Below are 23,734 nucleotides of genomic sequence, written 5' to 3'. Positions count from 1 at the left end.
GGTGCACTGCGCCGTCTAGGGTGTGAAGCGTGAAGGTGACGAAGTTTGAGCATTCGTGCGTACGCGTCGAGCGGGACGGCGCCGTGCTCGTAATCGATCCCGGGCCCTGGGCCAGCCCCGCAGCGCTCGACGGCGTGGACGCCGTTCTCATCACCCACGAGCACTTCGACCATCTCGACGTGGAGAAACTCGCCGACACCCTGGCGCGGCGGCCGACCGTGACCGTGCACGCGCACGCCTCGGTGATGCTGAAGCTCGGCGTGCTCAAGGGTGTTCTCAACGAGGTCTCCTCCGGTCAGGAGTTCACCGCCGCGGGTTTCGGTGTCAAGGCTTATGGCGGGCTGCACGCGCTCGTGCACCCCGACGTGACGCCGGTGCCCAACCTCGGATTCCTCGTCGAGGGCTCGGTCTACCACCCCGGCGACTCGTTCGACGTGCCGGTCGGCGCCGAGGTCGAGACGCTCTTCGTGCCGGTGAGCGGGCCCTGGCTCAAGATCTCCGAGTCGGTGGACTTCGTCCGGGCGATCGGTCCGCGCCGGGCGATCGCCCTGCACGACGGGCTCCTCAACGACATGGGGCACATGGTCGGTGACGCCAACATGACGATGCTCTCCGGCTGCGACTATTCCCGACTGGAACCCGGCGCCACCCTCGCGGCATGACCCCCGAGCAGGCGGTCGCGGCGAGCCGGCGTTCGGTCCAGGCGCTCGGCGGCGCCGCACCGACGTGCCCCAAGACCCTTCAGCGTGCCCGTGAGCTGGGGCTGAGTGGCTGGGCCTTCACCATCGCCGGTCGCGGCGGGGTCCTGGGCGAGGTGCGGCCGGAACTCGTCGCCGCCTCCCTCGGACTGATCGCGCCGGATGCGGTGCAGGCCGGCTGGGAGTCGGCTCGCGCGATCATCCCGCCGGTGATGGTCGCCGCCGAGGTGATGACCCAGGTCCGGCGGTGGGGAGCGGAGAATCTCCAGACCACCCCACGGGTGGAACGCCTCGCTGAGCTCGCCAAACGGGTGGTCCGGGCGGCGGACCCGGCCGGCCTGCCGCTCTTCGCAGCCTGGCGGGCCGCCTCCCGGCCGCTCGCCGATCCCGCCGAGTCCGCCGCCGTCGGGCTGTTCCTGCTGCGTGAATACGGTGCCGGGGTCTTCCTGATGGCGGCACGGGTCGGTGGCCTCGCCCCGGTGGAGGCGCTGATCTCGGGACGGGCCGGCGAGGCGGCGGCGGTCGCCTACGGCTGGCAGCCGCCCTTCCCCTCGCCCGGCCCGCTCGCTCGGCGGCGGGCCTGGGTCGACGGTGCGACCGACCGGATCGTGGGGCGTTCCTATGGAGTCCTCACCCGCCCGGAGCGGCTGGAGTGGACGACGCTGGTCAACGCGGCGTCCGGCGCGGTGGGACCGGTCCGGTTCAGCTGGGCGGGGGACCCCACCGCCCCGACCTCGAGTTAGAACGCCCGTCAGGTGGCGCCGTGCCCTGGCCGGCCGCCACCTGACGCGCGCTCCGGCCCCGCGGCCCGGGCGGCGAGCGCGATCACACGCTCGCCGCCCGGAGCCTCGCCTCAGTGCAGCGGCAACCGGTGGACGCCGCCGCTGACGGTGCCGACATACAGGGCGCCGCCGGTGACCGCGAGCGACACGACGTCCAGGTTCTGCAGTCCGCTGGAGATGTTCTCCCAGCTCATGCCACCGTCGGTGCTGCGCAGCACGCCACGCCCGCCGGAGGCCACGCCGTAGTCCCAGCTGCCCGTCGTCCCGGCGTAGAGCGTGGTGCCGGAGCGCAGGAGGCTGGAGACGTGCACGTCGAGCGGGCCGGTGTCGGCGGCACGGAAGGTCCGGCCGCCGTCGGTGCTGACCCGTACGCCGTCGCCGCCGACGACCATGCGCCGCCCGCTCAGGTCGATCGCCCGGACCGGCCCGTCGAGGACCTTGGTCACGGTCGCGCCGCCGTCGTCGGAGCGGAAGAGGCCGAGTTCGTTGCCGAGCCACAGCCGCTTCGGGTCGGCCGGGTCGCCGGCCTGCGCGGTGAAGGTCATGTCGTGGTAGAGGTTCTTCCACGTCGTGCCGCCGTCGACGGTGCGGAAGAGGCCCGCACCCTCCAGGCTGCGGAAACCGACCGAGACGCGGTTGGGGTCCGCCGGATCGATCAGCAGCGAGTCGGGAATCTCGGTGCCGCGGCCCTTCTCCTCCCAGGTCAGGCCCGCATCGGTGCTCCGGTCGAGGTAGAACTCGCCGAAGGCGCTCTCGCGTACCCGCCAGACGATCTTCTGGTCTTTCGGTGAGACGGCCAGGAACGTGACGTCGACGCCGACGTAGCCCTCGGTCTCGATCGCACCCCACTCGCGGGAGGCGACCGGCAGCGCCGTGCGGTAGACGCCGAGTTCGGTGCCCGCGAGCAGCGCGCCACCGCTGACGGCGAGCGCGTGTGCCGTCGTCCCCTGTACGCCGATCCGCCGGTAACCCGTGCCGTCGGCCGAGCCCCGGTAGACCCCGGCGGTGTTCGTCATCGTGATGGTGCCGTCGGCCCACCGGTCGTAGTCGAGCTGTGCCGCGTCCCGCGACGGTGCGGGCACCTCGACCCAGGTCGCACCGTGATCGTGGCTGACGTGGCTCGTGCCGAGGTAGGTCTCCAGCACGACATCCCCGCCCGACGAGCGCAGCTCGGTGCCGCCGGACGGCATGGCGAGCAGCGTCGACCAGGTGGTTCCGCCGTCGCGGGAGCCGACGACACCGACGTTCCAGACCTCGGCGGCGATCACCGAGCCGTCGGCGACGATCGAGCTGACGAATCGCGTACCCGAGTCGTAGATCTTGCGGGTGGGCTGCGGTGCGCCCGCGACGATGCCGGGCACGACGTAGATGCCGCGCGGCGTGCCGAGGTAGAGGTTCCCGCCCGCGACCGCGGTGTCGGTGATGCTGTCGGTGACCCCGGTGGCGAACGCCGTCCAGCTGTCACCGGCGTCGCGGCTGACCTGCAGCCCCGCGTCGGTGACCGCGATGAGCGCCGCGCCCGCCGGATCGGCGAGGAAGGCGGAGATGAAGGAGTTGGGCAGGTTCAGGGTGCGCCAGGTGGTGCCCCGGTCGTCGGTACGCAGGACCGTCGAACCGTTCATGGTGCCGTTGACGGCGTAGAAGAACCGCTCGGCGTGCCGCGGATCGGCGACGATCATCCCTTCGCCGCCGCTGACCGCGATCGGCAGCCGGTTGAGCTGCTTCCACGTCGCGCCGTCGTCGGTGGTGAGCCACGGGCCGGCCTTGTACTCCTCCGCGAGCATCGCCTGGTGCGGCGCGGCGGGGGAGAGGGTGAGCGAACCGCCCGCGCTGTCGGGGCCGATCGGCTCCCAGCGGGTGCGCCGGATGCTTTCCGGGGTGACCTCGAAGCCGCTCGCCCCGACCAGCATCTGGCCGGTGGCGGCACGGCCGCGGACGGAGACCGCGTAGGCACCGGCCCGGTCGACGTCGATCTCGGCGCGGTACCAGTTGCCGTATTCGAGCTTCGCCGGAACGGTGAAGGACCGGCCGTGCTGCGGGTCGACCGTCACGGTCGGCACGCCCGCGAGCCCGGTCGGCGCACCGATGTAGACGGTCGAGTGGCCGTCGCTCGGGTCGGGCGACGCCCGCACGATCAGCGGCCGCACGACCAGCAGGTAGGGCAGGTGGATCCGCTGCGTACCGGCGGTCGCGTTGATGGCACCGGCGATCTCGGTGTCGGCCTCGGGCCGGTCCACCCGCAGCGTGACGGTGACGGTGGCGCTGCCGCCGGCGGGCACGGCGACCCGGTCCGGTCGCACGGTGACCCCGCGCCGGTCGGCGTCGAGCCGCACGGAGATCGCCCGGGTGCCGCTGTTGTGCAGCGCGACCCGGGTGGTCCCGCCGACGGTGCCGCCGGAGAGGTCGGCGAGGCCGAGGGAGATGCTCGGCGGCTGCGCCGTCAGGGTCGCCTTCGCCGCGGCGGCGATGTCGAGCCGCCCCGCGCCCTGCGCCGTCGGCCCGGTGCCCCGGAGCGACTTCGAGGTCCCCATCAGCACCGACTTGACATCGGCGGGTGCCTGGCCGGGGTGGAGCTGGCGCAGCAGCGCCGCCGCACCCGCGACGTGCGGACCGGCCATGGAGGTGCCGGACATCCGGTACTGGCCCGGCTCGAACAGCGCCTTCGGCACCGTCGAACGGATCTCGACACCGGGCGCGACGAGGTCGGGCTTGAGGCCGAAGGTGCCCGACGGTCCGCGCGAGGAGAACGACGCGATCTCGTCCGTCGAGTCCGTGCTGGTGATCGTGATGTCGACCCGACCGGCGGCCATCCGGGTGCCGAGCTCGGCGAATTGCGCGCCGTCCATGCCCAGGATCACCAGGCTGTCCATCCGGAAGAGGTCGCCCGACTCGTGCAGGCGTACCTTGCCGGGCTCGACCGGAGCTACGCCGGGCTCCACCGAGGCGAGCACCGGCCCGCCGCCGGACTGCCCGCCGAGCAGGGCGACGGCTCCGCGCCGCTCGGCCTCCCGGGCCAGCTCCAGGTCCGAGATATAAAGATCGCCGGTGGTACGCGCGACGAACCCCTCGAATTTCAGGATCTTGCCGCGTACGTCCCCGACCCGGTCCCAGTCCTCGGGTGCCCCGTAACCGAGGTCGACCACCTCAGCGGTGACCGGCTTGACCTGCGGGTTCGCCGACAGGGCGCCGCGGAAGGTCTGGATCAGCTCCGGCTTGCGCCCGGCGAGGTAGGCCTTGGCGACCCGGAAGTTGCTCGTCGAGGCACCGACCGCGATGACCCCGTCGGCGGCGGCGGGCGAACCCACGGTGTCCCGACCGGGCCCGGAGTTGCCCGCCGAGGCGACGACGACGACCCCGGCCCGGGTGGCTGCGGTGGCGGCCTGCCCGAGCGGATCGGTTCCGTCGCCGGGCCCGCCGAGGCTCATGTTGATCACGTCGGCGCGGTGCGGGTTCGCCGGGTCGATCGCGGCCTCGATCGCGGCCACGATGTCGGAGGTGGACCCCTCGCCCCACTCGTTCATCGCCTTGTAGGCCAGGATGCTCGCGTCCGGCGCCACGCCGGTGATCCCGCCCGGCGCCGCCGCCCGACCGGCGATGATGCCCGCGACGTGGGTGCCGTGGCCGTTGTCGTCCATCGGGTCGGCGTCGTTGTTGACGAAGTCCCAGCCGCCGACGACCTTGTGCCCCTCGCCGAAGCCGCCGCCGAGGTCCGGGTGCGTGTAGTCGACGCCGCTGTCGATGATCGCGACGGTGACCCCCGCCCCGCGTACGTCGGCCCCGGCGGCGTCCTTGCTCTTCCACACGTCGGTCGCGCCGATGAGCGGCACGCTGACGTCGGTGTATGCCCGGACCGGCGCGTCGGGGTAGACGGCGACGACGCCCGGCAGCGCCGACAGCTTGCCGACCTCGTCGGCGGGCACGGTCACGGCGACCGCGTTGACCAGCAGGTTCAGCTTGCGGTTGCCGCGGGTGTGCACGCCGGACTGCTTGGCCCGGGCGAGGAAGTCGTCCTGCCGGGCCGCCGTGCCGCGCCGGGCCGCAGCGACACCGCTGCCACTGTCACGCAGCAGGCCGCCGGGGGCGGCGGTGACGGCGGCGTCACCGGCGAGCATCACGATCATGCGGCGTTCGGCCTGGGGGGTGGTGGAGGCGAGCGCGGAGCCGGACGCCGAGAGCACGCTCGCGGTGAGCGCGACGGCCAGCCCGGCGGCCAGAGATCTTGGAGGGGTCTTTCGCATAGGTACCGTTCCTAGTGGTGTGTGCCACTCAGGGACAATGACCAGGGCTGGCCCATTGCTGCCGGTGGCACAGGTAGGCCAAGATCTCCCGATGACATCAGAGCTGACGGCGGCGGGTGTCGACCCCTTCGACGAGACCGTCTACCGAGCAGTACTGTCCCGGCGACAGGCCGCCCCGGCCGAACTCGCCGCCGACCTCGGGCACACCCCGGACCGGGTCGTCCGCGCGCTCGACCGCTTGGAGAACCACGGATTGGTGGGGCGCCTCGCCGGTTCCCGGCGCCGTTACGCCGCGATCGAGCCGCAGGCGGCGCTCGGCGCGCTCATCCGCAACCGGGCTGCGGAGCTCGACCGGGTCCGCGGCGCAGCCGACGAGCTCTCCCGGCTCTTCGCCTCGGCGCAGGCGGGTGTCTCCGACGAGGTCGAGATCGCGATCGGCAGCGAGGCGCTGGGCCGCTGGTTCGTCCGGCTCCAGCAGGAGGCCCGCGACGAGGTGATCACGCTGGATCGGCCGCCCTACGCGTTGACGACGTCGAATCCCGTCGAGGCGACCGCGCTGACCCGGGGTGTGAAGTACCGGGCCGTCTACGCCCCGGAGGCGCTGGAGTGGCCCGGCGTCCTCGGCGACATCCGCGAGCTGGTCAAGCACGGCGAGCAGGCCCGGGTGCTGCCCGGCCTGCGGATCAAGCTGGCGATCTCGGACCGGCGGCTCGCCCTGATGCCGCTCTCGCTGGACCTCACCGATGTCCGGGCCGCCGTCATCCGGCCGTCCGCCCTGCTCGACGGGCTGATCGACTTCTGGGAGATGTGCTGGCAGCAGGCGATCCCGCTGGAGGCCCCGGCCGACGACCCGCTCGCCGACGACGACCGCGACCTGCTCACGCTGCTCGTCAGCGGGCTGAAGGACGAGGCGATCGCCCGCCAGCTCGGCTGGTCGGTACGCACGATGCGCCGCCGGATCAGCAGGCTGCACGAGCTGCTCGGGGCCGACAACCGCTTCCAGGCCGGGGTCATCGCCACCCGCCGCGGTCTGATCTAGCTTTTGTTGCTGGGCGCGATGCTCGGCTCGGTGAAGTCGGGGAGCACCGGCGACCTGGTCGGCGAAGGACCGGCCGTGGTCGGGCTCGCGGCCGGGCTCGGCTTGGGGCTCGCCGTCGCGAAGGCGCTCTCGGGCACCTCGCGGGTGTAGCGCGCGAGTGCCAGCTCGATGACGAGATCGTCGACGGTGCCGGAGAAGCTCGCGACGACGCCCTCGGTCGTCACGCAGGCCTCGAAGGAGTCGGTGACCGGGCTGGTCAGGTTGGTCACCTCGACGCAGGTCGCGGACCGGCCGGCGATCGTGCTCTCGTACTGCTTGTAGTTGGCGCTCAGGTCCAGCGCCGCCGTGGTGAGCAGCGAGCTGACGAGCTTCGCCGAGACGAGCCCGTGCTTGGGCAGGTCGCTGAGGCCGGTCGGCTCGGCGTTGCTTCCGGACAGGGCGACGGTCGAGCAGCTCGTGGGCCGTCCGCCGCAGGTCGTCGTGCCGTTGGGCGTGATGATCAGGGCACCGCCGGGATACCGGTACGCCGTCCGCCGCGGGGTCGAGCTCTGCGAGACGCTCACGACCGCGCCACCGGCGACCTGGTATTCGGCGAGGTAGTCGAGCGTGGTCGAGTGGTCGACGCGCAGGGCGAGGTCGCTGACGAGATCGGCTCGGTCGAGGGCGGGCGGGCCGCCACCCTGGCAGCCGGTCAGCACCACGACCGAGGCGGCCACCAGCAGCCCGCCTAACGTTTTGACCAGACCCATGGGGGTCAGCCTCGCCTACCAGGTCAACTCGGCGCAACGTCGATGTCCGATTCGCCCGGCTACGTCATTGATTCCTGGACCGGCGGGGGATCCGCGCAGGTGCTTCTATAGGGTGTGACTGTGTTGGCCGCAGTGTCGCGGCCTGCGGTGACTCATCAACAAGGAGTAACACTGTGGCCACCATCGAGGGATTCGTAGCCCGGGAAGTCCTGGACTCGCGAGGCAACCCCACCGTCGAGGTCGAGATCGGTCTCGACGACGGCACCATCGCCAGCGCCATCGTCCCGTCCGGCGCCTCCACCGGCGCGTTCGAGGCGGTCGAGCTGCGCGACGGTGACAAGAAGCGTTACAACGGCAAGGGCGTCGAGAAGGCGGTCGCGAACATCGTCGACAAGATCGTCGACGAGCTGATCGGCTACGAGGCGAGCGAGCAGCGCCTCATCGACCAGAAGATGATCGACCTCGACGGCACCCCGGACAAGTCCGCGCTCGGTGCCAACGCCATCCTCGGCGTCTCGCTCGCGGTCGCCAAGGCCGCCGCGAAGAGCTCGGGACTGTCGCTCTTCCGCTACATCGGCGGCCCCAACGCGCACCTGCTGCCGGTGCCGATGCTCAACATCATGAACGGTGGAGCGCACGCCGACTCCAACGTCGACATCCAGGAGTTCATGATCGCGCCGATCGGCGCGCCGAGCTTCCGGGAGGCGATCCGTTCCGGCGCCGAGGTCTACCACGCGCTCAAGACGGTGCTGAAGAAGAAGGGCTACGCGACCGGCCTCGGCGACGAGGGCGGCTACGCGCCCAACCTGCCCGCCAACGTCACCGCGCTGGAGCTCATCGCGGAGGCGGTCGAGGCCGCCGGTTACCGGCTCGGCACCGACATCGCGATCGCGCTCGACGTGGCGGCGACGGAGTTCTACTCCGACGGTGCCTACCAGTTCGAGGGCAACCCGAAGTCGTCCGACGAGATGCTGGCCTATTACACCAAGCTCGCCACCGACTACCCGATCGTCTCGATCGAGGACCCGCTGGCCGAGGACGACTGGGCCGGCTGGGGCGCGCTGACCGCCGCTCTCGGCGGCAAGGTGCAGATCGTCGGCGACGACCTCTTCGTCACCAACCCGACCCGCATCGCCCGGGGCATCGCCGAGAAGTCGGCGAACTCCGTGCTGGTCAAGGTCAACCAGATCGGCTCGCTCACCGAGACGCTCGACGCGGTCGAGCTGGCCCACCGGGCCGGTTTCACCACGATGATGAGCCACCGCTCGGGAGAGACCGAGGACACGACGATCGCCGACCTCGCCGTCGCGCTCGGCTGTGGCCAGATCAAGTCGGGCGCCCCCGCCCGCACCGACCGGGTCGCCAAGTACAACCAGCTGCTGCGGATCGAGGAGGAGTTGGACGACGCGGCGCGTTACGCCGGTGCGTCTGCTTTCCCTCGCTACAAGGCTTCTTAATCACTAGGCTGATCACATGACGCAGCGCCGGACGCCGAGCGGGCAAGGCCCCGCACGGCGTTCCGGCGCGCGCACGAGTGTGCGCAGCCGGGCGCTGCCGGGCACGCGGGTCGCCGACCCGTCCCGCTCCGCCAATCGCCCCGCCGCCGCCCGTCGCGCCGCCGCCGCCGGTGCCGCCGCGAGGACCTCGGCCCCGGCTGAGCGTCGCCTCACCGGCCGCGCCACGGTCCTGGTCGTCGTCCTGGTCGCCCTCGCTCTGGGGTACGCATACCCGGTGCGCGTCTATCTCACCCAGCAGTCCGAGATCGAGTCGATGCAGGCCGCCCAGGAGGCGCAGCGCGCTCACATCCGGGATCTGGAGGCGACGGCCGCCAAGTGGCAGGACGACGAGTATGTCCGCATCCAGGCCCGCAGCCGCCTCTTCTACGTGCGGCCGGGGGAGATCCCCCTCGTGACACTCTGGGACCAGCCCGGCGCCGATCGCGATGCGGGCATCGTGCCCGGGCCGAAGGCACCCGAACCGTGGTATTCGACGCTCTGGGCCAGCGTCGGCGCCGCCAACGAATGACTCTTGTGAGGGATATCTGTGCAGCGTGACGCCGTACCCCCGCCTGCTCGTGACGTGGCGACCGAGCGGGACCTGGCGGCGGTGGCCGAGCAGCTCGGACGTGCCCCTCGCGGGACGCGGGCCGTGGCCCACCGCTGCCCCTGCGGCAACCCCGACGTGGTCGAGACGACGCCGCGCCTCGCCGACGGCACCCCCTTCCCGACGCTCTATTACCTGACCTGCCCCCGGGCGACCGCCATCTGCAGCCGGTTGGAGTCCGGCGGCCTGATGAAGGAGCAGTTCGCCCGGCTGCACGACGATCCCGAGCTGCGGGAGGCCTACCAGGCCGCCCACGAGGACTATCTCGCCAAGCGGGAAGCGGTCGGGCACGTGCCGGAGATCGGCGGCATCTCGGCGGGCGGCATGCCCGACCGGGTCAAGTGCCTGCACGTGCACCTCGGCCACGCGCTCGCCGCCGGTCCCGGGGTCAACCCGTTCGGCGACGAGGTGATCGCGCTCGCCGACGAGTGGTGGCTCGCCGGACCCTGTGTCGCTGTGCCCGCAGACTCCCTCGATGAGTGAGGTCGAGGTCCGGCGCGGACGGACATCGGACGTGCGGGGCATCCGGCGGCTCATCGACATCTACTCGCCGCAGCGGCGGCTGCTGAGCAAGGCCACCGTCACCCTCTACGAGGACATCCAGGAGTTCTGGGTGGCCAGTGTGGACGGCGAGGTGGTCGGCTGCGGCGCGCTGCACGTGATGTGGGAGGACCTCGCCGAGATCCGCACCGTCGCCGTCGACCCGGACGTCCGCGGGCAGAAGATCGGTCACCGGGTCGTCTCGGCGCTCCTCGATCACGCCCGGGACCTCGGCATCCGCCGGGTCTTCGCGCTCACCTTCGAGACGTCGTTCTTCGCCTCCTTCGGCTTCGTCCCCATCGACGGCGCGCCGGTGCCGTCCGCCGTCTATGAGCAGCTCCTGCGCTCCTATGACGAGGGTGTCGCGGAGTTCCTCGCGCTCGAACGGGTCAAGCCCAACACCCTCGGCAACACGCGCATGCTGCTGCACCTCGCCACTCGGGAGACCTGATGAACGTCGCCGCGATCGACTGTGGCACCAACTCCGTCCGCGTGCTCATTCTCGGGCCCGACGGACGTGAGCTGACCCGCCGCATGCAGATCGTGCGGCTCGGCGAGGGCGTCGACGCCACCGGGCGGCTCGCACCGGCGGCGCTGGCTCGTACCCAGACCGCGCTCGCGGAGTTCGCCGCCGAGATCAAGGCGGTCGGAGTGGCCCGGACCAGGGTCGTCGCGACCAGCGCCACCCGGGACGCGAGCAACGCCGACGAGTTCCACGCGATGGTGCTCGCCACGCTCGGTGTCGCGCCCGAGGTCGTCAGCGGTGACGAGGAGGCCCGGCTCGCCTTCACCGGGGCGCTCGCCGGGCTCGACGTGTCGGAGCCGCCTTACCTGCTGGTCGACATCGGCGGCGGGTCGACCGAGTTCGTCCACGGTTCGACCTCCGTCGAGCACGCGATCAGCACCGACATCGGTTCGGTCCGGATGACCGAGCGGCACCTGCACAGCGACCCGCCCGAGCTCGACGAGATCGAGGCCGCGGCCGCCGACATCGGCGCCGTCGTCGCGGGGGCGCTGGCGGTGGTGCCGCCCGGGCGTACGCTCGTCGGCGTCGCCGGCACCATCACCACGGTGGCGGCGATCGCGCTGGGGCTGACCGCCTATGACCGCAGCCGGATCCACCAGGCGCGGATCACGGCCGAGGAGGTCCGGCACGTGACCGCCGGGCTCGCCGAGATGACGCGGGAGCAGCGGTTGGGCATCACGTCGATGCACCCGGGCCGGGCGGATGTGATCGTCGGCGGCGCGCTGATCCTGCGCACGATCATGGAGCAGACCGGTGCCGAGTCGATCCTCGTCTCCGAGCACGACATCCTCGACGGCATCGCCGCCTCGCTGTCCACATAGCGCGGCTGTCCACAGGTCCGGTCCGACGGCGCTGGCGGCGTCCGTGCCGGTCGGCGACGCTCACCGATGTGCGAGATCTCCTTCAGGCACACGGCGGTGTGATCCACCGACAGGACCTGCTGCGCCACGTCGGCTCGGCGACCGTTCAGCGAGCCGTCGCCCGGGGTGACCTGTTGAGGGTGCATCCGGGCGTCCTCGCGCTGCCCGAGGCGGCCGACGACCGGTGGGCGCGGATGCAGGCGGCACTCCTCTATGCCGGGCCGGGTGCTGTGCTCAGCCATCTCAGCGCCCTGGCGGTCTGGGGACTCGCCGATCTGGTTCCGCCGTCGGAGCCGGTGCACCTGCTGGTCCCGGTGGACCGGCGGCTGCGTGACACCAGCCTGCGGGTGCATCGACGGTCGGCGGAGGTGGCGACGGTGGTCCGACGGGGGATGCCGATCTCGCGGATCGAGCATGCCCTCGCCGACTCGTGGGGCCTGCTCGACGCGAGCACCCTCGCCGGCCATCGACTGGCGAGAGCCCTCGTGATCGAGGCGGTCGGGCGACGGATGATCACAGCTGACCGGGTGCTCGCGGCCGCCGGCGTTCTGATGCAGACCCGAGGACGGCACGGGCTTGTGCGGTTGGCGAGCCTGCTGAAAGCCGGTTGTCGCAGCGAGCTTGAGCTGTGGGGGTTCGAGCGGGTGTTCACCGGTCCGGGAATGCCGGAGCTGCGGCGCCAGGTCCAGGTCGGGATCGGTGGCCGGTCCGTCTGTCTCGACCTGTTCGAGCCGGTGAGCCGGACCGACGTCGAGCTGGACGGAGCGGAGTGGCATTCGGCGCCGGCGGCTCGGGAGCGGGATCTGCGCCGGGATGCCGCGTTGGCCGGGTTGGGGATCCAGGTGGTGCGCTTCTCGGGTTCCCGGCTGTTTCGTGAACCACTTGTCGTGCGGGGAGAGTTCCTGCGGGTCGTATCTGCCGGATCATCACAGCAGCGTTCTGGACAGTAGTGTGCATCGCACAGTACTGTCCTTTGCGTGGACACTACACAGTTGTTGAAGGGTGTGCTTGACCTGGCGGTTCTGACCGTCCTCAAGGATGACGACGGCTACGGCTACGACATCCTGCGCCGCCTGCGGGAATCAGGCCTCGCCGAGATCGGTGACGCCTCGGTCTACGGCACCCTGCGCCGGCTCTTCGGAGCGGGTCTGCTGACGACCTATGTGGTCCCCTCCGAGGAGGGCCCCCACCGCAAGTACTACGCGCTCAACGCCGCCGGGCGAACGCAGCTCACGCTCTCCGGCAAGACGTGGCGTGCCTTCTCTTCCACCATGGACGCACTGCTGACCGAACGGGGTGTGGCGTGAGCACCGAGACGATCACGGAGATCGAGAGCTATGCCGCCGCGGTGCGGACCGCGCTCGCCGATCTCCCCGAGCAGACCCGCAACGAGTTGCTGGAGGACCTCACCGATCACCTGACCGAGGTGGCGGCCGAGCAGGACGGCGGCACCCTGCTGGAGCGGCTCGGCCCGCCCGCACATTACGCCGCAGAGCTCCGCGCCACCCTCCCGGCCGGTGGGGTCAGCCCCTCCCAGCAGCGATGGAGCCTCGCCCTCACCCGGGGCAGGGTGCGGGCGCAGCACCTGGACGCCAGGCTCGGCAGAGTTCTGGGCTACCCCCGCTTCAGCGACTACGCCAGGCTGCTGCGCCCGGCGTGGTGGATCATCCGGGGTTGGGCGGCTGCGATGATCTTCTGCCGGATCGCGAGCGTCGACGCCCGCGACGGACTGCTGCCGGTCCTGGAGGGCAACGAGTTCGTCGGGCTGCTGGTGCTGATCGGTGCCGTCGTGGGCTCGATCTGGCTGGGCCGCCGGGCGGGCGGCTTCGGGACGTGGCCGAAGCGGCTGGTGGCGGTGGGCAGTGCCGTGGTGGCGCTCGGCGCGGTGATCGGCTTCTTCGAGCTCGACAGCGATCTCCGTCACGGTCCGAGTGTCGTCTATCAGACGAGCGGCAGCCCGCTGGAGAGCGTCGAGGACCTTTACGTCTACGACGCCGGCGGAAAGCTGCTGACCGGCGTACGGGTCTTCGATCAGTGGGGCAACCAGATCACGGTCGGCTTCGACCGCTGCGGTCGGCCGGCGACATATCTCGGCGATTCCCGATCCGACGTGCAGGTCACGGTGTACGAGGAGCCGGGGAGCCGGACCTACCCGTTCTGCCCGGAGATGGCGCCGCTGGTGCAGCCGATGCCGAGCGCGCCGGTGCAGGTCGACCCCACGCCGTACCCGTCGAAGGAGTCGAGGCCGAAGCCGACCGCGGACCCCGCGCCCGCGCCGAGCCCGACTGTGAGATAGCTGGGGGTGCGCCGGGGTGGTCGGATCGGTAGGGTGTCGAGGCTCAGCATCCCCTCGAAAAAGGAACCCCCATGACCGAGCAGGCCACCCCGGAGACTCCGGGTACTCCGGAGAACCCGTACACCCCGGCCGTGCAGCCGGCTGAGGCACCGAAGAAGTCCGGCATCGTCGGCAAGATCGTGGGCGTCGTCGTCCTCATCGTCGTCCTGGCCGTGGCGGGCATCGCCTACTTCGCTCTCTCGGACTCCCCGGGCCTGAAGGCGGAGGTCGGTAAGTGCCTGGCCGACGTCCCCACCGCCACCGGCACGACCGAGGCGGAGGCGAACAACGCCAGCGTCGTCGAGTGCACCGAGGCCGACGCGAAGTACAAGATCATCGGCAAGATCGACAACAAGAAGAAGTCCGAGGCCGACGCCGCGTGCCAGGCTGCCGCTCCGGACTACCTCTACGTCTACACCGAGGGCAAGACCGACGCCAGCGTGCTGGTGCTCTGCCTGACCGACAAGTAAGCATTTTCCCAGGTCCCGGGCCGGTGTGTTGCATCGGTTCGGGACCTTCTGCATGCCCGGGATGTGGCGACTGTCTCCACTGAGGCCAGGATCACCCCATCTGGACCGGGACTTTTACACGCGCTACCTTCCGGAACTCGCTACCTTCATGATTGGCTACCCGGAACGCCACTCGTCTACTGCGACCAGCCAATGGCGACTGACCGACAGGAGGACCCCACATGGGCGAACTGGTGAGCTTCCCGAGCAACGGCGGCACAGCCGAGGGATATCTCGCGCTACCGGCGTCGGGCAACGGCCCGGCCGTCGTCGTCATTCAGGAGTGGTGGGGCCTGGTCCCGCACATCACTGCCCTAGCTGACCGGTTTGCTGAGGCCGGATTCGTCGCCCTCGCACCCGACCTCTACCACGGCACCTCCACGACCGAGCCCGACGAGGCCGGCAAGCTGATGATGGGCCTGGCGATCCCGCAGGCGGCCAAGGACATCGCGGGTGCCGCCGCCTACCTGGCGGGGCTGCCGGAGACGACCGGCGGCGTCGGCACCGTCGGCTTCTGCATGGGCGGCTCGCTGGCGCTGTGGTCGGGCACGCTGTCGCCGGAGATCAAGGCGACCGTGGGCTTCTACCCGGCGGTCCCGTGGGAGCGGATGTCGCCCGAGTGGTCCAACTACACGGGCAAGGCCGCTCTGATCCACTGCTCCGAGGAGGACGGCACCTCCGCCGCCCCCGGCATCACGCTCGCCGCCGAGGCGATCGGTGAGGCCGGTGCATCGGTCACGGTCTACGACTACCCGGGGACGCACCACGCTTTCGTCAACGACGATCGGCCCGAGGTCTTCGACCGCGATGCCGCAGCGGTCTCCTGGGCCCGCACCATCGATTTCCTCCGCACCCGCCTGTGACAGCATGCCCCTGTGACGCATGAGCTTCGTGCCCTCGACCAGGCGGTGATCGGATGCCGATCCTGTCCTCGCCTGGTCGAGTGGCGCGAGCGCGTCGCGGTGGAGAAGCGCGCCTCGTTCCGCGACGAGACCTACTGGGGCCGCCCCGTGCCGGGTTTCGGTGTCGCGGACGCCCGCATCCTGATCCTGGGGCTCGCACCCGCCGCGCACGGCGGCAACCGCACCGGCCGGATCTTCACCGGCGACCGCAGCGGTGACGTGCTCTTCGCCTCGATGCATCGGGTCGGCCTCGCCAACCAGTCGACGAGTGTCTCGATCGACGACGGGCTGGCGCTCGTGGACACCCGGATCGCCGCCGCGGTCCGCTGCGCGCCGCCGGACAACAAGCCCACCCCGGCCGAGCGGGACACCTGCGCCCACTGGCTGCACAGCGAGGTCGAGTTGATCAAACCCACGCTGCGCGTCGTGGTCGCGCTCGGCGCCTTCGCCTGGGCCGCGTGGTGGCCCGCCCTCTCCCGGGTGTACGCCGTGACGCCGCCATCCCCCCGACCGCGCTTCGGACATGGCAGTCTGTGGGCGGCTGATGGCGTACCGTCGCTGCTTGGTTCTTATCACGTCTCGCAGCAGAACACCTTTACCGGACGGCTCACACCAGCCATGCTGGACAGCGTGTTGTCCCAGGCCCGGAGCCTTGCAGGGCTCGATTAGACAGATCGGGGAGCGCCATGGGGGTGTTGCGCCGCTGGCTGCCGCTGGCCGCGGTCGCGGTGCTGCTGGGTGTCGTGGGTCTCGGTGCGGTGCTCGGCTCGCTGCCGGTGCGCCCCGCGGACCTCGGCAGCGGAGCGCCGCCCTCGGCGCGGCCGACCCTGTCGCAGCCGCCGATCGCGTCGGAAGGCGGCCCGGGCGATCCCGGCTCGGATGTCGAGATGCCGGGCTGGATCGGCACCGCAGCGGGCGCGCTCTGCCTCACCCTCGTCGTGATCGTCGTCGGCCTGCTCATCTTCCAGCTGCTGCGCCAGGGCGCTCCGCGCAAGCGCTGGGCACGCCTGCTGATGCGCACCCCGAGCCGCGCTCCGAAGCCGCTGTCCGCCGACTCGGTCGTCGCCGCGCTGGACGAGGGCATCCAGGCGCTCGACGACGACGACGCCGATCCGCGCCGGGCGGTGATCGCCTGCTGGGTGCGGCTGGAGTCGGCCGCCGCCGCGGCGGGCACGGCGCGGCAGCCCGGCGACACCTCGACCGACCTCGTCGTGCGGCTGCTGGAGGGGCAGCGCGTCAGCGCCCCGGTGCTCACCGGCTTCGCGGCGGTCTACCGCGAGGCCCGCTACGGACACCACGTCGTCGACGAGACGATGCGGGCGCAGGCGCGGGCGGCGCTGCGCCAACTCCGAGCCGACCTGACCGCGGAGGTGCCGGCGTGAGCCAGGACGCCAACTCCAGCATCGACGACCTCTTCAGCGGCGGTGGCGGCGCCGACGATCCGGCCGCGCGGCCCGCGTCGAAGACCAGGGTCGTCGCGATCCGCACGCTGCTGCTCGCCGCCTGCCTCGCCGGGTTCGCCTGGGCGGGCCTGACGATGAGCGGCTACGCCGTGCCGGTCCCGTTCCTCTTCCTCGTCGCGCTGGTCCTCGTTCTTCTCGGCACCTATGCCTCGGGTGTGCGTCCGCCGCCGCCACCGCGGGCCGCCGGTCGGCACGGGCCCCTGGACGACGTGGTGACCGACGGTGTGGTGCACGTGATGAAGCGCTGGCAGACCCGCCTCGACTGGTGCCAAACGGACGCCGGGGCGTTCAGTCGTAAAATTCAGCCGCAACTCGCGGAGATCATCGACGAGCGCCTGCGCCAGCGACACGGCATCATTCGTTCGACGGAACCACACCGGGCGGCCCGGGTCGTCGGCGAGCCGCTCTGGACATTCCTGACCACGCCGGTGAAACGGCCGCCCAGCCCGCGCGAGCTGGCCAACCTGATCGACCAGATGGAGAAGATCTAGAAATGACGCAGGTGGAGATCATGTCGCCCGCCGATGTCGGTCGGGTCGCCAAGCGCGTCCTCGACCAGGTCGGCACCGTGGTGGTGGGCAAGCGCGCCTCGTTGGAGCTGGTCTTCGCGGGCATCCTCGCCGGCGGCCACGTGCTGCTGGAGGATCTGCCGGGACTCGGCAAGACGCTGACCGCGCGGATGTTCGCCCAGGCGCTCGGGCTCGACTTCCGCCGCCTGCAGTTCACGCCGGACCTGCTCCCCGCCGACGTGACCGGGTCGTTCCTCTACGACCAGCGCAGCCACGACTTCACCTTCCGGGCCGGACCGATCTTCACGAACCTGCTGCTCGCCGACGAGATCAACCGGACGCCGCCGAAGACGCAGGCCGCGCTCCTGGAGGCGATGCAGGAGAAGCAGGTCTCGGTCGAGGGCGTGACCTACCGGCTGGAGGCGCCCTTCCACGTGCTCGCCACCGCCAACCCGATCGAATACGAGGGCACCTATCCGCTGCCCGAGGCGCAGCTCGACCGGTTCCTGTTGCGCGTCTCCTTCGGCTACCCGACCGCCGAGGAGGAGTGGGACGTGCTGCGCCGCCGGATGGCCCGCCAGCGCGAGGAGGTCGTCCTCGATCCGGTCGTCGACGCCCGCACGCTGCTCGCGATGCAGGGTGCGCTGGAGCAGATCGAGGTCGAGGACTCCATCGGCCGCTACATCGTCTCGCTCGCCTCGAACACGCGTCACCACCCGTCCGTGCTGGTCGGGGCCTCGCCGCGAGGCTCGCTGGCGCTGCTGCTGCTGGCCCGCGCGCGAGCCGCCCTGGACGGGCGCGACTTCGTCATCCCCGAGGACGTCAAGGGCGTCGCGATCCCCGCGCTCGCGCACCGGCTCACGCTGCGGCCCGAGATGTGGCTCAAGCGGGTCGACCCCGCCGCCGTCGTGGCCGAGGTGCTGGAGTCCACTCCCGCACCGGCCAGCGGAGCCATCCCGGGGTACGCCTCCATCGCGCCCGGTCAGCGTCCCAGCCCCGCACCGCGTTAGCCGCCACCGGCATGTCGCCACAACTGCGTCCCTCGGCGCCGCCTCCGCCGCCACAGCGGGTGGAGCGGGTCACCGGCTCCGACTGGGTGCCCACCCGGGCCCTCGGCCGCTCGCTGCTGCTCGCCGGTTCGTTGCTGGTCGGCGCCGTGATGCTGGGCCGGATCGACCTCGTCGTGGTGGCGACACCGTTCGTGCTGGCACTCGCCTTCGGGCTGAGCCGCCGACCGGCGACCATGCCCGAGCTGCGGCTGGCGACGGTGGAGGAGTACACGGTCGAGGGCGCCGAGCTCTCGGCGGTGCTCTCCCTGGGCAACGCCGACGCGATCGGCTATGACCTGGTCGTGGCCCGGACCCAGCACTCGTGGTGGCTCAACCTGCACGCCGAGACGGCCGACAAGGCGCCCGATCGGCCGGTCACCGCGGCGCTGAGCCCCGGTGAGGTGGCCGACGTGGTCCTCACCGGCCAGGCCCGGCGCTGGGGGCGGCACTCGATCGGACCGGCCGCCGCGACCGCTGTCGCCGGGCACGGGCTGCTGCTGAGCCGCGCCGTGGTCACCGGCTCGCTCGGCATGAAGGTCTTCCCCGTCACCGAGCCCTTCTCCGCGGACGAGGCGATGCCCCGCGCGGCCGGTCTCGTCGGCCAGCACCGGTCCCGCCGCCACGGCGAGGGCGGTGAGCTGGCCGGTGTGCGGCAGTTCGCGCCGGGGGACCGGCTGCGCCGCATCGACTGGCGGACGACGCTGCGCTCCCGTCAGCTCCACGTGGCGCAGACCCTCTCCGACCGCGATGCCGAGGTGACGCTGCTGCTCGACGTGCTCGCCGAGGCGGGCCGGTCCAGCGGCATCGGCGGGACGGCCAGCGTCTTCGACATCACCGTTCGGGCCGCCGCCGCGATCGCCGAGCACTATCTGACCCTGGGCGACCGGGTCTCGATGGTCGAGTTCGGCTCCGGCCTGCGGCGGCTGCGGGCGGCGAGCGGGCGGCGGCAATATCTCACGATCCTGGAGTGGCTGCTCGACGTGAAGCCGAGCCGGATCAGCCTCGTCACGCCCGAGCAGCAGCTCAGCACCGCGATCTCGTCCAATGCCCTCGTCGTCGTGCTGACCCCGCTGGTGGACGCGCGCTCGGCGGGGATGCTCGCCACGCTGGCCCGGGGCGGCCGGTCCGTGGTGGCGGTGGACACGCTGCCGCTGGACTTCTCCATCGCGGCGGGCAACGCGAGCAACCCCTGGTCGGCGGCGTCCTACCGGCTGTGGCTGCTGGAACGGGCCAACGTCGTCGGACAGTTGCGTGAGCACGGCGTACCCGTCGTGCCCTGGGCCGGTGCCAACAGCCTGGATCTGGTGCTGCGCGACGTGGCGCGGCTCTCCGGACGGCCGCAGGCTGTGACCCGATGAAGGCTGTGATGCGATGAAGGCGCTGGAGAAGGTCGCCCGGATCACCCCCGGCGCGCTGCTCTGCCGGGGGCTCGCCTTCGGCTTCACGCTCACCGCCCTCGTCATGGCGATCCCGACCTGGGCGCTCGGTGCTCGGACCGTCGGCGCCGCCGGTCTCGCGGCGGTGCTCGTCGGCCTGCTGCCGGGGACGCGGATCGTCACGCTCGTGCTGCTCGGCGGAGTCGTGGGCTGGTTCATCGGCCTGCTCAACGCGACCGAGTCGCTCACCCTGTGGCGGCTGATCGGCTTCTCCGCAGCGCTCTACCTGGCGCACTCCTCGGCGGCGCTCGCCGCGATCGTCCCGCACGACGCGATCCTCGCCCCCGACGTCCTGGTCCGGTGGTACGCGAAGTCCCTCGGCATCGTCGGCCTCACCGCGGTGATGGCGCTGGTGCTGCTCGTCGGCTCGACCATGGTCACCGGCTGGGAGACCACCTGGATCGCCTCGGTCGTCGGCCTCGTGGCCGCTCTCGCCGTCATCAGCGTCCTGGCCCGCCTCTACCGCCGCCAGCCCTAGCTCAGCCCAAGATCGCCGCAACTCTTCAAGAGTTGTTCCCAAGCGGTTTCAGGACCAACTCTTGAAGAGTTGCGGCGATCGTGCGCTGGCGCAGTGGCCCAGGTCATAGGGGTCGTAAGCCTGCTCACAAAGACCGTTATCTGCTTCGGTGATCCGCTGATGGTCCGCGAAGATATAGATGTGAAACCGAAGCGCATCTTGATCGTTGGTGCCGGACATGTCGGGCTCTATGCAGCTCTGCGCATGTCTCGCAAGCTCAGCGCTCGTGAGGCCGAAGTGATCATCGTCGATCCCCAGCCACACATGACGTACCAGCCCTTCCTGCCCGAGGCGGCAGCCGGCAACATCTCCCCCCGTCACGCTGTGGTGCCGGTTCGACGCGAGTTGAAGCGTTGCAAGATCGTCATGGGTTCCGTGACGAAGGTCGAGCACGCTCGCAAGGTCGCCACCGTGGCTCCGGTCATCGGTCCGCCCCTGGAGCTTGCGTACGACCACATCATCGTCGCCCCCGGCAGCGTCTCGCGGACCCTGCCGATCCCGGGCCTGCGCGAGCACGCCGTCGGGTTCAAGACCATCGGCGAGGCCATCTACCTGCGTAACCACGTGCTGGACCGGCTCGACGTCGGTGCCGCGACGCAGGACGCGGCGACCCGTGCCCGCGCGCTCACCTTTGTCTTCGTCGGCGGTGGATTCGCCGGCATCGAGGCGCTCGCCGAGATGGAGGACATGGTCCGGGACGCGATCAACCGCTACTACCCGGAGCTGAAGCCGAGCGACGCCCGGTTCGTGCTGGTCGAGGCCGCTCGCCGGATCCTGCCTGAGGTGGGCCCGGACATGGGTGCCTACACGGTCCGCCAGCTCGTGGCCCGGGGGATCGACATCCGGCTGGAGACCCGGCTGGAGGGCTGCGTCGCGGGTGTCGTCAAGCTCTCCGACGGCGAGGAGTTCCCGGCCGACACGATCGTCTGGACCGCCGGCGTCAAGCCGAGCCCGATGCTCGACCACACCGACCTGCCCCGCAACAAGCGCGGCGCGATCACCTGCCTGCCCACGCTGCAGGTCGTGGACGCCGACGGCAACGTCCTCGACGGCGCCTGGTCGGCCGGTGACTGCGCTGCGGTCCCGGACGTCACCGGCACCCCGGACGTCAACGGTGAGCTGCCGCTCTGCTCGCCGAGCGCCCAGCACGCCGTTCGCCAGGCCAACCAGCTCTCCGACAACATCCTGGCGCTGCTGCGCGGCCGGCCGATCAAGCCCTACCACCACAAGCACGTGGGCAGCGTCGCGAGCCTCGGCCTGCACAAGGGCGTGGCCCAGGTCTACGGCATCAAGCTGCGCGGCTGGCCCGCGTGGTTCATGCACCGGACCTACCACATGAGCCGGATCCCGTCGATGAACCGCAAGATCCGGGTGGTCGCGGACTGGACGCTCGCGATGTTCCTGCGCCGCGAGGTCGTCTCGCTGGGCGGCCTGCACGATCCGCTCGACCCGTTCGTCGAGGCCGCCGGCCCGATGGTCCCCGTGGCACCGCCGGTCGTCAAGGCCGCGCCGGTCGCCACGAAGCCGCTGGTCGGCTCGGCGAAGTAGGCAATAACCAAGATCGCCGCAACTCTTCAAGAGTTGCGGCGATCTTGTCGTTGCGGCGGACCGGCGCGGAACCGGCTCGGCTAGGGGATCTTCCAGACCAGGGCGTCGGCGACCGGGGTGCCGGGACGGCCGAGGAGCTGCTCCAGCGCCTGCTGGAGCTCGGCGCGGTGCGGCGTCTCGGTGAGCACGATGCAGTCGGCGTTCCAGCGGTAGATGTCGTAGGTCGCCGTGGCCCGCTCGTTCTCCGTGATCGGGGGGATCTTGCCGGTCTTGGCGACCTTGGCGAGCAGCTCCGAGGTGGGGCGCTTGAAGGTGCCGATCGACGCCCGCTGCCGGATGCCGTAGGGCCCGATGAAGAAGCCCTCCGGCATGCCGAAAGCCGCCATGTTGTAGGCGGCGTACCGCATCGGCTCCGGGGCCGGTGGCGTCGCGAGCGGTACGGGTACGAGCACCCCGCCCTCCGGCGTACAGGAACGCCAGTGCCCCTCGGTGTAGAAGCGGGGGATGGCGGGCCGGGCGACCGTCGGCAGCGGTCCCGGGACCAGCGGGAGCAGCGACATCAGGATCATGCCGATGCAGGCCCAGCGGATCGGCCGGTCCGGGATCTGCTGGATCCGGTTGATCGAGAGGACCAGGATGACGGCGATGAGCGGGATCGCCGCGAGCGCGAACCGCATCGGCAGCGCGCCGTCGATGATCGGCACACCCTCGATCAGCGCGTAGGGCCCCGGGCGGCCGGTGCGCTCGCCCGCGATGACGATGTCGGGGCCGAGCGAGAAGGCGCACATGATCAGACCGGCGATGGTGGCCGAGGCCGCCACGGCGTTGCGGATCAGCAGCAGCGCGCAGATCGCGATCATGGTGAGCAGTGGCCAGCCGAGGAACGTGTTGAGCTCGGTGCCGCCGGTGGAGAGCCGGTAGGACTCCTCACCGCCCGCGATCGACAGCGGGGAGAAGGCCCAGAAGCTCGCGAGGTCGGCCGAGAAGTAGTGCGGGCTGAACGGACCGTTCGGCACATGCTGCGGGCCCTTGAACTGCATCCACAGCGGTGCGGCGAGCAGCAGGGTGGCCGCACCCGTGGCGATCGCCATCCCGCCCGCGAAGCGCCCGATGATCTGCCAGGACGGTCGGGTGATCGCCGCGTAGGTGAGGACGAAGAAGATCAGCGCCAGGGCGGTGAGGAAGAGCGTCTCCTCACCGACGAAGAGCTGCGCGGTGACGAGCCCGGCGAGGACGAGTCCACTGGTCACCCGCCGACGGCGGTCGTCGTCGACCGAGGCGCGCCACAGCCGCATCACCGCCCAGATCATCGGCGGGACGAGCCACTGCGCCGTGATGTGCAGGTGCGCGTTGGACTGCGAGATCATGCCGGGCGCGAAGCCGCAGAAGGCGCCGCCGACGATCGCGGCGAGCCGGCGGACACCGAAGGTGCGGTGAAAGAGCAGATACCACGCGGCGGCGGTGCCGGCGAGGTTGATGACGACGAGGACCGCGAAGGTGGTCCCGGGCCCGAAGAGCAGGGTCACCGGCGCGAAGATGACGCCGAGGGCGATCACCGTGGTGTTCGCCAGCAGGTTGACCCCGACGGGTGAGTTGAGCCGGTCACTGAGAAGGCTGAAATCGCCGTGCCAGATCCGCGTGTCGTAGGCGAGGAACCACTCGTAGAGGGTCTGATCGGCCGGGTTCAGCCCGAGTGCTCGGGAACCGGGGTCCGGCCAGAGACCGTGGGTGAGGAAGGCCGCGAAGGCGAGGAATCCGGCGATGACCACGGCGTCGATCAGCCGCGGCGAGCGCCAGCGTCGCTTTCCGGCGGTGGCCTGCACATCGGCTGCGCCGTCCACGACAGTGTCCGGCGTGGGGCGTCCTGGCGGCGTCAGTTGGGGTGCGGGGGCCGAGCGCGTCACCACATGACCCTAACGCCGAATGGTTAA

At 71.0% G+C, this 23,734-nt stretch carries 23 protein-coding genes; 20 read left to right on the top strand and 3 right to left on the bottom strand.

Annotation, left to right across the window (positions count from 1 at the left end):
- Positions 1-29: 29 nt before the first annotated feature.
- A complete protein-coding gene (locus tag F4553_RS18650; RefSeq protein WP_184837763.1) occupies positions 30-662 on the top strand; it encodes an MBL fold metallo-hydrolase in 633 nt (210 codons plus the stop codon).
- On the top strand, positions 659-1,441 hold the full coding sequence (locus tag F4553_RS18645) for an SCO6745 family protein (RefSeq protein WP_184837761.1): 783 nt from the start codon (positions 659-661) through the stop codon (positions 1,439-1,441). The genes F4553_RS18650 and F4553_RS18645 overlap by 4 nt, the downstream gene beginning before the upstream one ends.
- A 110-nt stretch (positions 1,442-1,551) precedes the next feature.
- On the opposite strand, the gene F4553_RS18640 is transcribed toward F4553_RS18645, so the two are convergent.
- Complete coding sequence (locus F4553_RS18640) at positions 1,552-5,718, bottom strand: S8 family serine peptidase (protein WP_184837759.1); 4,167 nt, start codon at positions 5,716-5,718, stop codon at positions 1,552-1,554.
- 91 nt (positions 5,719-5,809) lie between these two features.
- Here F4553_RS18640 and F4553_RS18635 point away from each other — a divergent pair, with 91 nt between their 5' ends.
- Positions 5,810-6,757 carry a helix-turn-helix domain-containing protein gene (locus F4553_RS18635; RefSeq protein ID WP_246466396.1) on the top strand — a complete coding sequence of 316 codons (948 nt, stop codon included), beginning with the start codon at positions 5,810-5,812 and terminating at the stop codon, positions 6,755-6,757.
- On the opposite strand, the gene F4553_RS18630 is transcribed toward F4553_RS18635, so the two are convergent.
- Complete coding sequence (locus tag F4553_RS18630) at positions 6,754-7,506, bottom strand: hypothetical protein (RefSeq protein ID WP_184837755.1); 753 nt, start codon at positions 7,504-7,506, stop codon at positions 6,754-6,756. The genes F4553_RS18635 and F4553_RS18630 overlap by 4 nt on opposite strands.
- Positions 7,507-7,679: 173 nt before the next feature.
- Here F4553_RS18630 and eno point away from each other — a divergent pair, with 173 nt between their 5' ends.
- From eno to F4553_RS18545, 17 genes are all read left to right on the top strand, one after another.
- Complete coding sequence (eno, locus tag F4553_RS18625) at positions 7,680-8,963, top strand: phosphopyruvate hydratase (protein WP_184837753.1); 1,284 nt, start codon at positions 7,680-7,682, stop codon at positions 8,961-8,963.
- A 16-nt stretch (positions 8,964-8,979) separates the two neighbouring features.
- Positions 8,980-9,531: a septum formation initiator family protein gene (locus tag F4553_RS18620; protein ID WP_184837751.1), complete on the top strand. Its 552-nt coding sequence runs from the start codon at positions 8,980-8,982 to the stop codon at positions 9,529-9,531.
- 18 nt (positions 9,532-9,549) lie between these two features.
- Positions 9,550-10,092: a DUF501 domain-containing protein gene (locus F4553_RS18615; RefSeq protein WP_312875256.1), complete on the top strand. Its 543-nt coding sequence runs from the start codon at positions 9,550-9,552 to the stop codon at positions 10,090-10,092.
- Positions 10,085-10,600 carry an amino-acid N-acetyltransferase gene (locus tag F4553_RS18610; protein WP_184837749.1) on the top strand — a complete coding sequence of 172 codons (516 nt, stop codon included), beginning with the start codon at positions 10,085-10,087 and terminating at the stop codon, positions 10,598-10,600. Before F4553_RS18615 ends, F4553_RS18610 begins: the two co-directional genes overlap by 8 nt.
- On the top strand, positions 10,600-11,496 hold the full coding sequence (locus tag F4553_RS18605; RefSeq protein WP_184837747.1) for a Ppx/GppA phosphatase family protein: 897 nt from the start codon (positions 10,600-10,602) through the stop codon (positions 11,494-11,496). The genes F4553_RS18610 and F4553_RS18605 overlap by 1 nt, the downstream gene beginning before the upstream one ends.
- Positions 11,497-11,564: 68 nt before the next feature.
- Positions 11,565-12,485: a DUF559 domain-containing protein gene (locus F4553_RS42470; RefSeq protein WP_184837744.1), complete on the top strand. Its 921-nt coding sequence runs from the start codon at positions 11,565-11,567 to the stop codon at positions 12,483-12,485.
- 27 nt (positions 12,486-12,512) lie between these two features.
- Entirely contained in the window at positions 12,513-12,842 is a 330-nt protein-coding gene (locus tag F4553_RS18595; RefSeq protein ID WP_184837742.1) for a PadR family transcriptional regulator, read from the top strand.
- Positions 12,839-13,831, top strand: coding sequence for an HAAS signaling domain-containing protein (locus F4553_RS18590; RefSeq protein ID WP_184837740.1), 993 nt, complete (start codon positions 12,839-12,841; stop codon positions 13,829-13,831). The genes F4553_RS18595 and F4553_RS18590 overlap by 4 nt, the downstream gene beginning before the upstream one ends.
- A 71-nt stretch (positions 13,832-13,902) precedes the next feature.
- Positions 13,903-14,340 carry an LppU/SCO3897 family protein gene (locus F4553_RS18585; RefSeq protein WP_184837738.1) on the top strand — a complete coding sequence of 146 codons (438 nt, stop codon included), beginning with the start codon at positions 13,903-13,905 and terminating at the stop codon, positions 14,338-14,340.
- 221 nt (positions 14,341-14,561) lie between these two features.
- Complete coding sequence (locus F4553_RS18580; RefSeq protein WP_184837736.1) at positions 14,562-15,242, top strand: dienelactone hydrolase family protein; 681 nt, start codon at positions 14,562-14,564, stop codon at positions 15,240-15,242.
- Positions 15,243-15,254: 12 nt separating this feature from the next.
- Positions 15,255-15,950: a uracil-DNA glycosylase gene (locus F4553_RS18575; protein ID WP_184837734.1), complete on the top strand. Its 696-nt coding sequence runs from the start codon at positions 15,255-15,257 to the stop codon at positions 15,948-15,950.
- Between the two features lie 17 nt (positions 15,951-15,967).
- On the top strand, positions 15,968-16,663 hold the full coding sequence (locus F4553_RS18570) for a DUF4129 domain-containing protein (RefSeq protein ID WP_184837732.1): 696 nt from the start codon (positions 15,968-15,970) through the stop codon (positions 16,661-16,663).
- The gene (locus F4553_RS18565; RefSeq protein ID WP_184837730.1) at positions 16,660-17,235 is read left to right on the top strand and encodes a hypothetical protein; all 576 of its coding nucleotides are present in this window, start codon (positions 16,660-16,662) and stop codon (positions 17,233-17,235) included. Before F4553_RS18570 ends, F4553_RS18565 begins: the two co-directional genes overlap by 4 nt.
- Positions 17,236-17,237: 2 nt before the next feature.
- The gene (locus F4553_RS18560; protein WP_184837728.1) at positions 17,238-18,263 is read left to right on the top strand and encodes an AAA family ATPase; all 1,026 of its coding nucleotides are present in this window, start codon (positions 17,238-17,240) and stop codon (positions 18,261-18,263) included.
- Positions 18,264-18,274: 11 nt separating this feature from the next.
- Positions 18,275-19,660, top strand: a complete 1,386-nt coding sequence (locus F4553_RS18555; protein ID WP_184837726.1) for a DUF58 domain-containing protein — start codon at positions 18,275-18,277, stop codon at positions 19,658-19,660.
- A gap of 13 nt (positions 19,661-19,673) precedes the next feature.
- Complete coding sequence (locus F4553_RS18550; protein ID WP_184837724.1) at positions 19,674-20,216, top strand: hypothetical protein; 543 nt, start codon at positions 19,674-19,676, stop codon at positions 20,214-20,216.
- 180 nt (positions 20,217-20,396) lie between these two features.
- Complete coding sequence (locus F4553_RS18545) at positions 20,397-21,803, top strand: NAD(P)/FAD-dependent oxidoreductase (RefSeq protein ID WP_184837722.1); 1,407 nt, start codon at positions 20,397-20,399, stop codon at positions 21,801-21,803.
- 80 nt (positions 21,804-21,883) lie between these two features.
- Here the strand turns inward: F4553_RS18545 and F4553_RS18540 are convergent, their stop codons facing one another.
- Positions 21,884-23,707: a DUF6311 domain-containing protein gene (locus tag F4553_RS18540; RefSeq protein ID WP_312875255.1), complete on the bottom strand. Its 1,824-nt coding sequence runs from the start codon at positions 23,705-23,707 to the stop codon at positions 21,884-21,886.
- Positions 23,708-23,734: the final 27 nt, after the last annotated feature.

Source organism: Allocatelliglobosispora scoriae (genome assembly GCF_014204945.1).
In the GTDB taxonomy this organism is placed as follows: Bacteria; Actinomycetota; Actinomycetes; order Mycobacteriales; family Micromonosporaceae; genus Allocatelliglobosispora; species Allocatelliglobosispora scoriae.
Note: the sequence above shows the minus strand (reverse complement) of the source record. Positions and strands in the feature narration are given on the sequence as shown.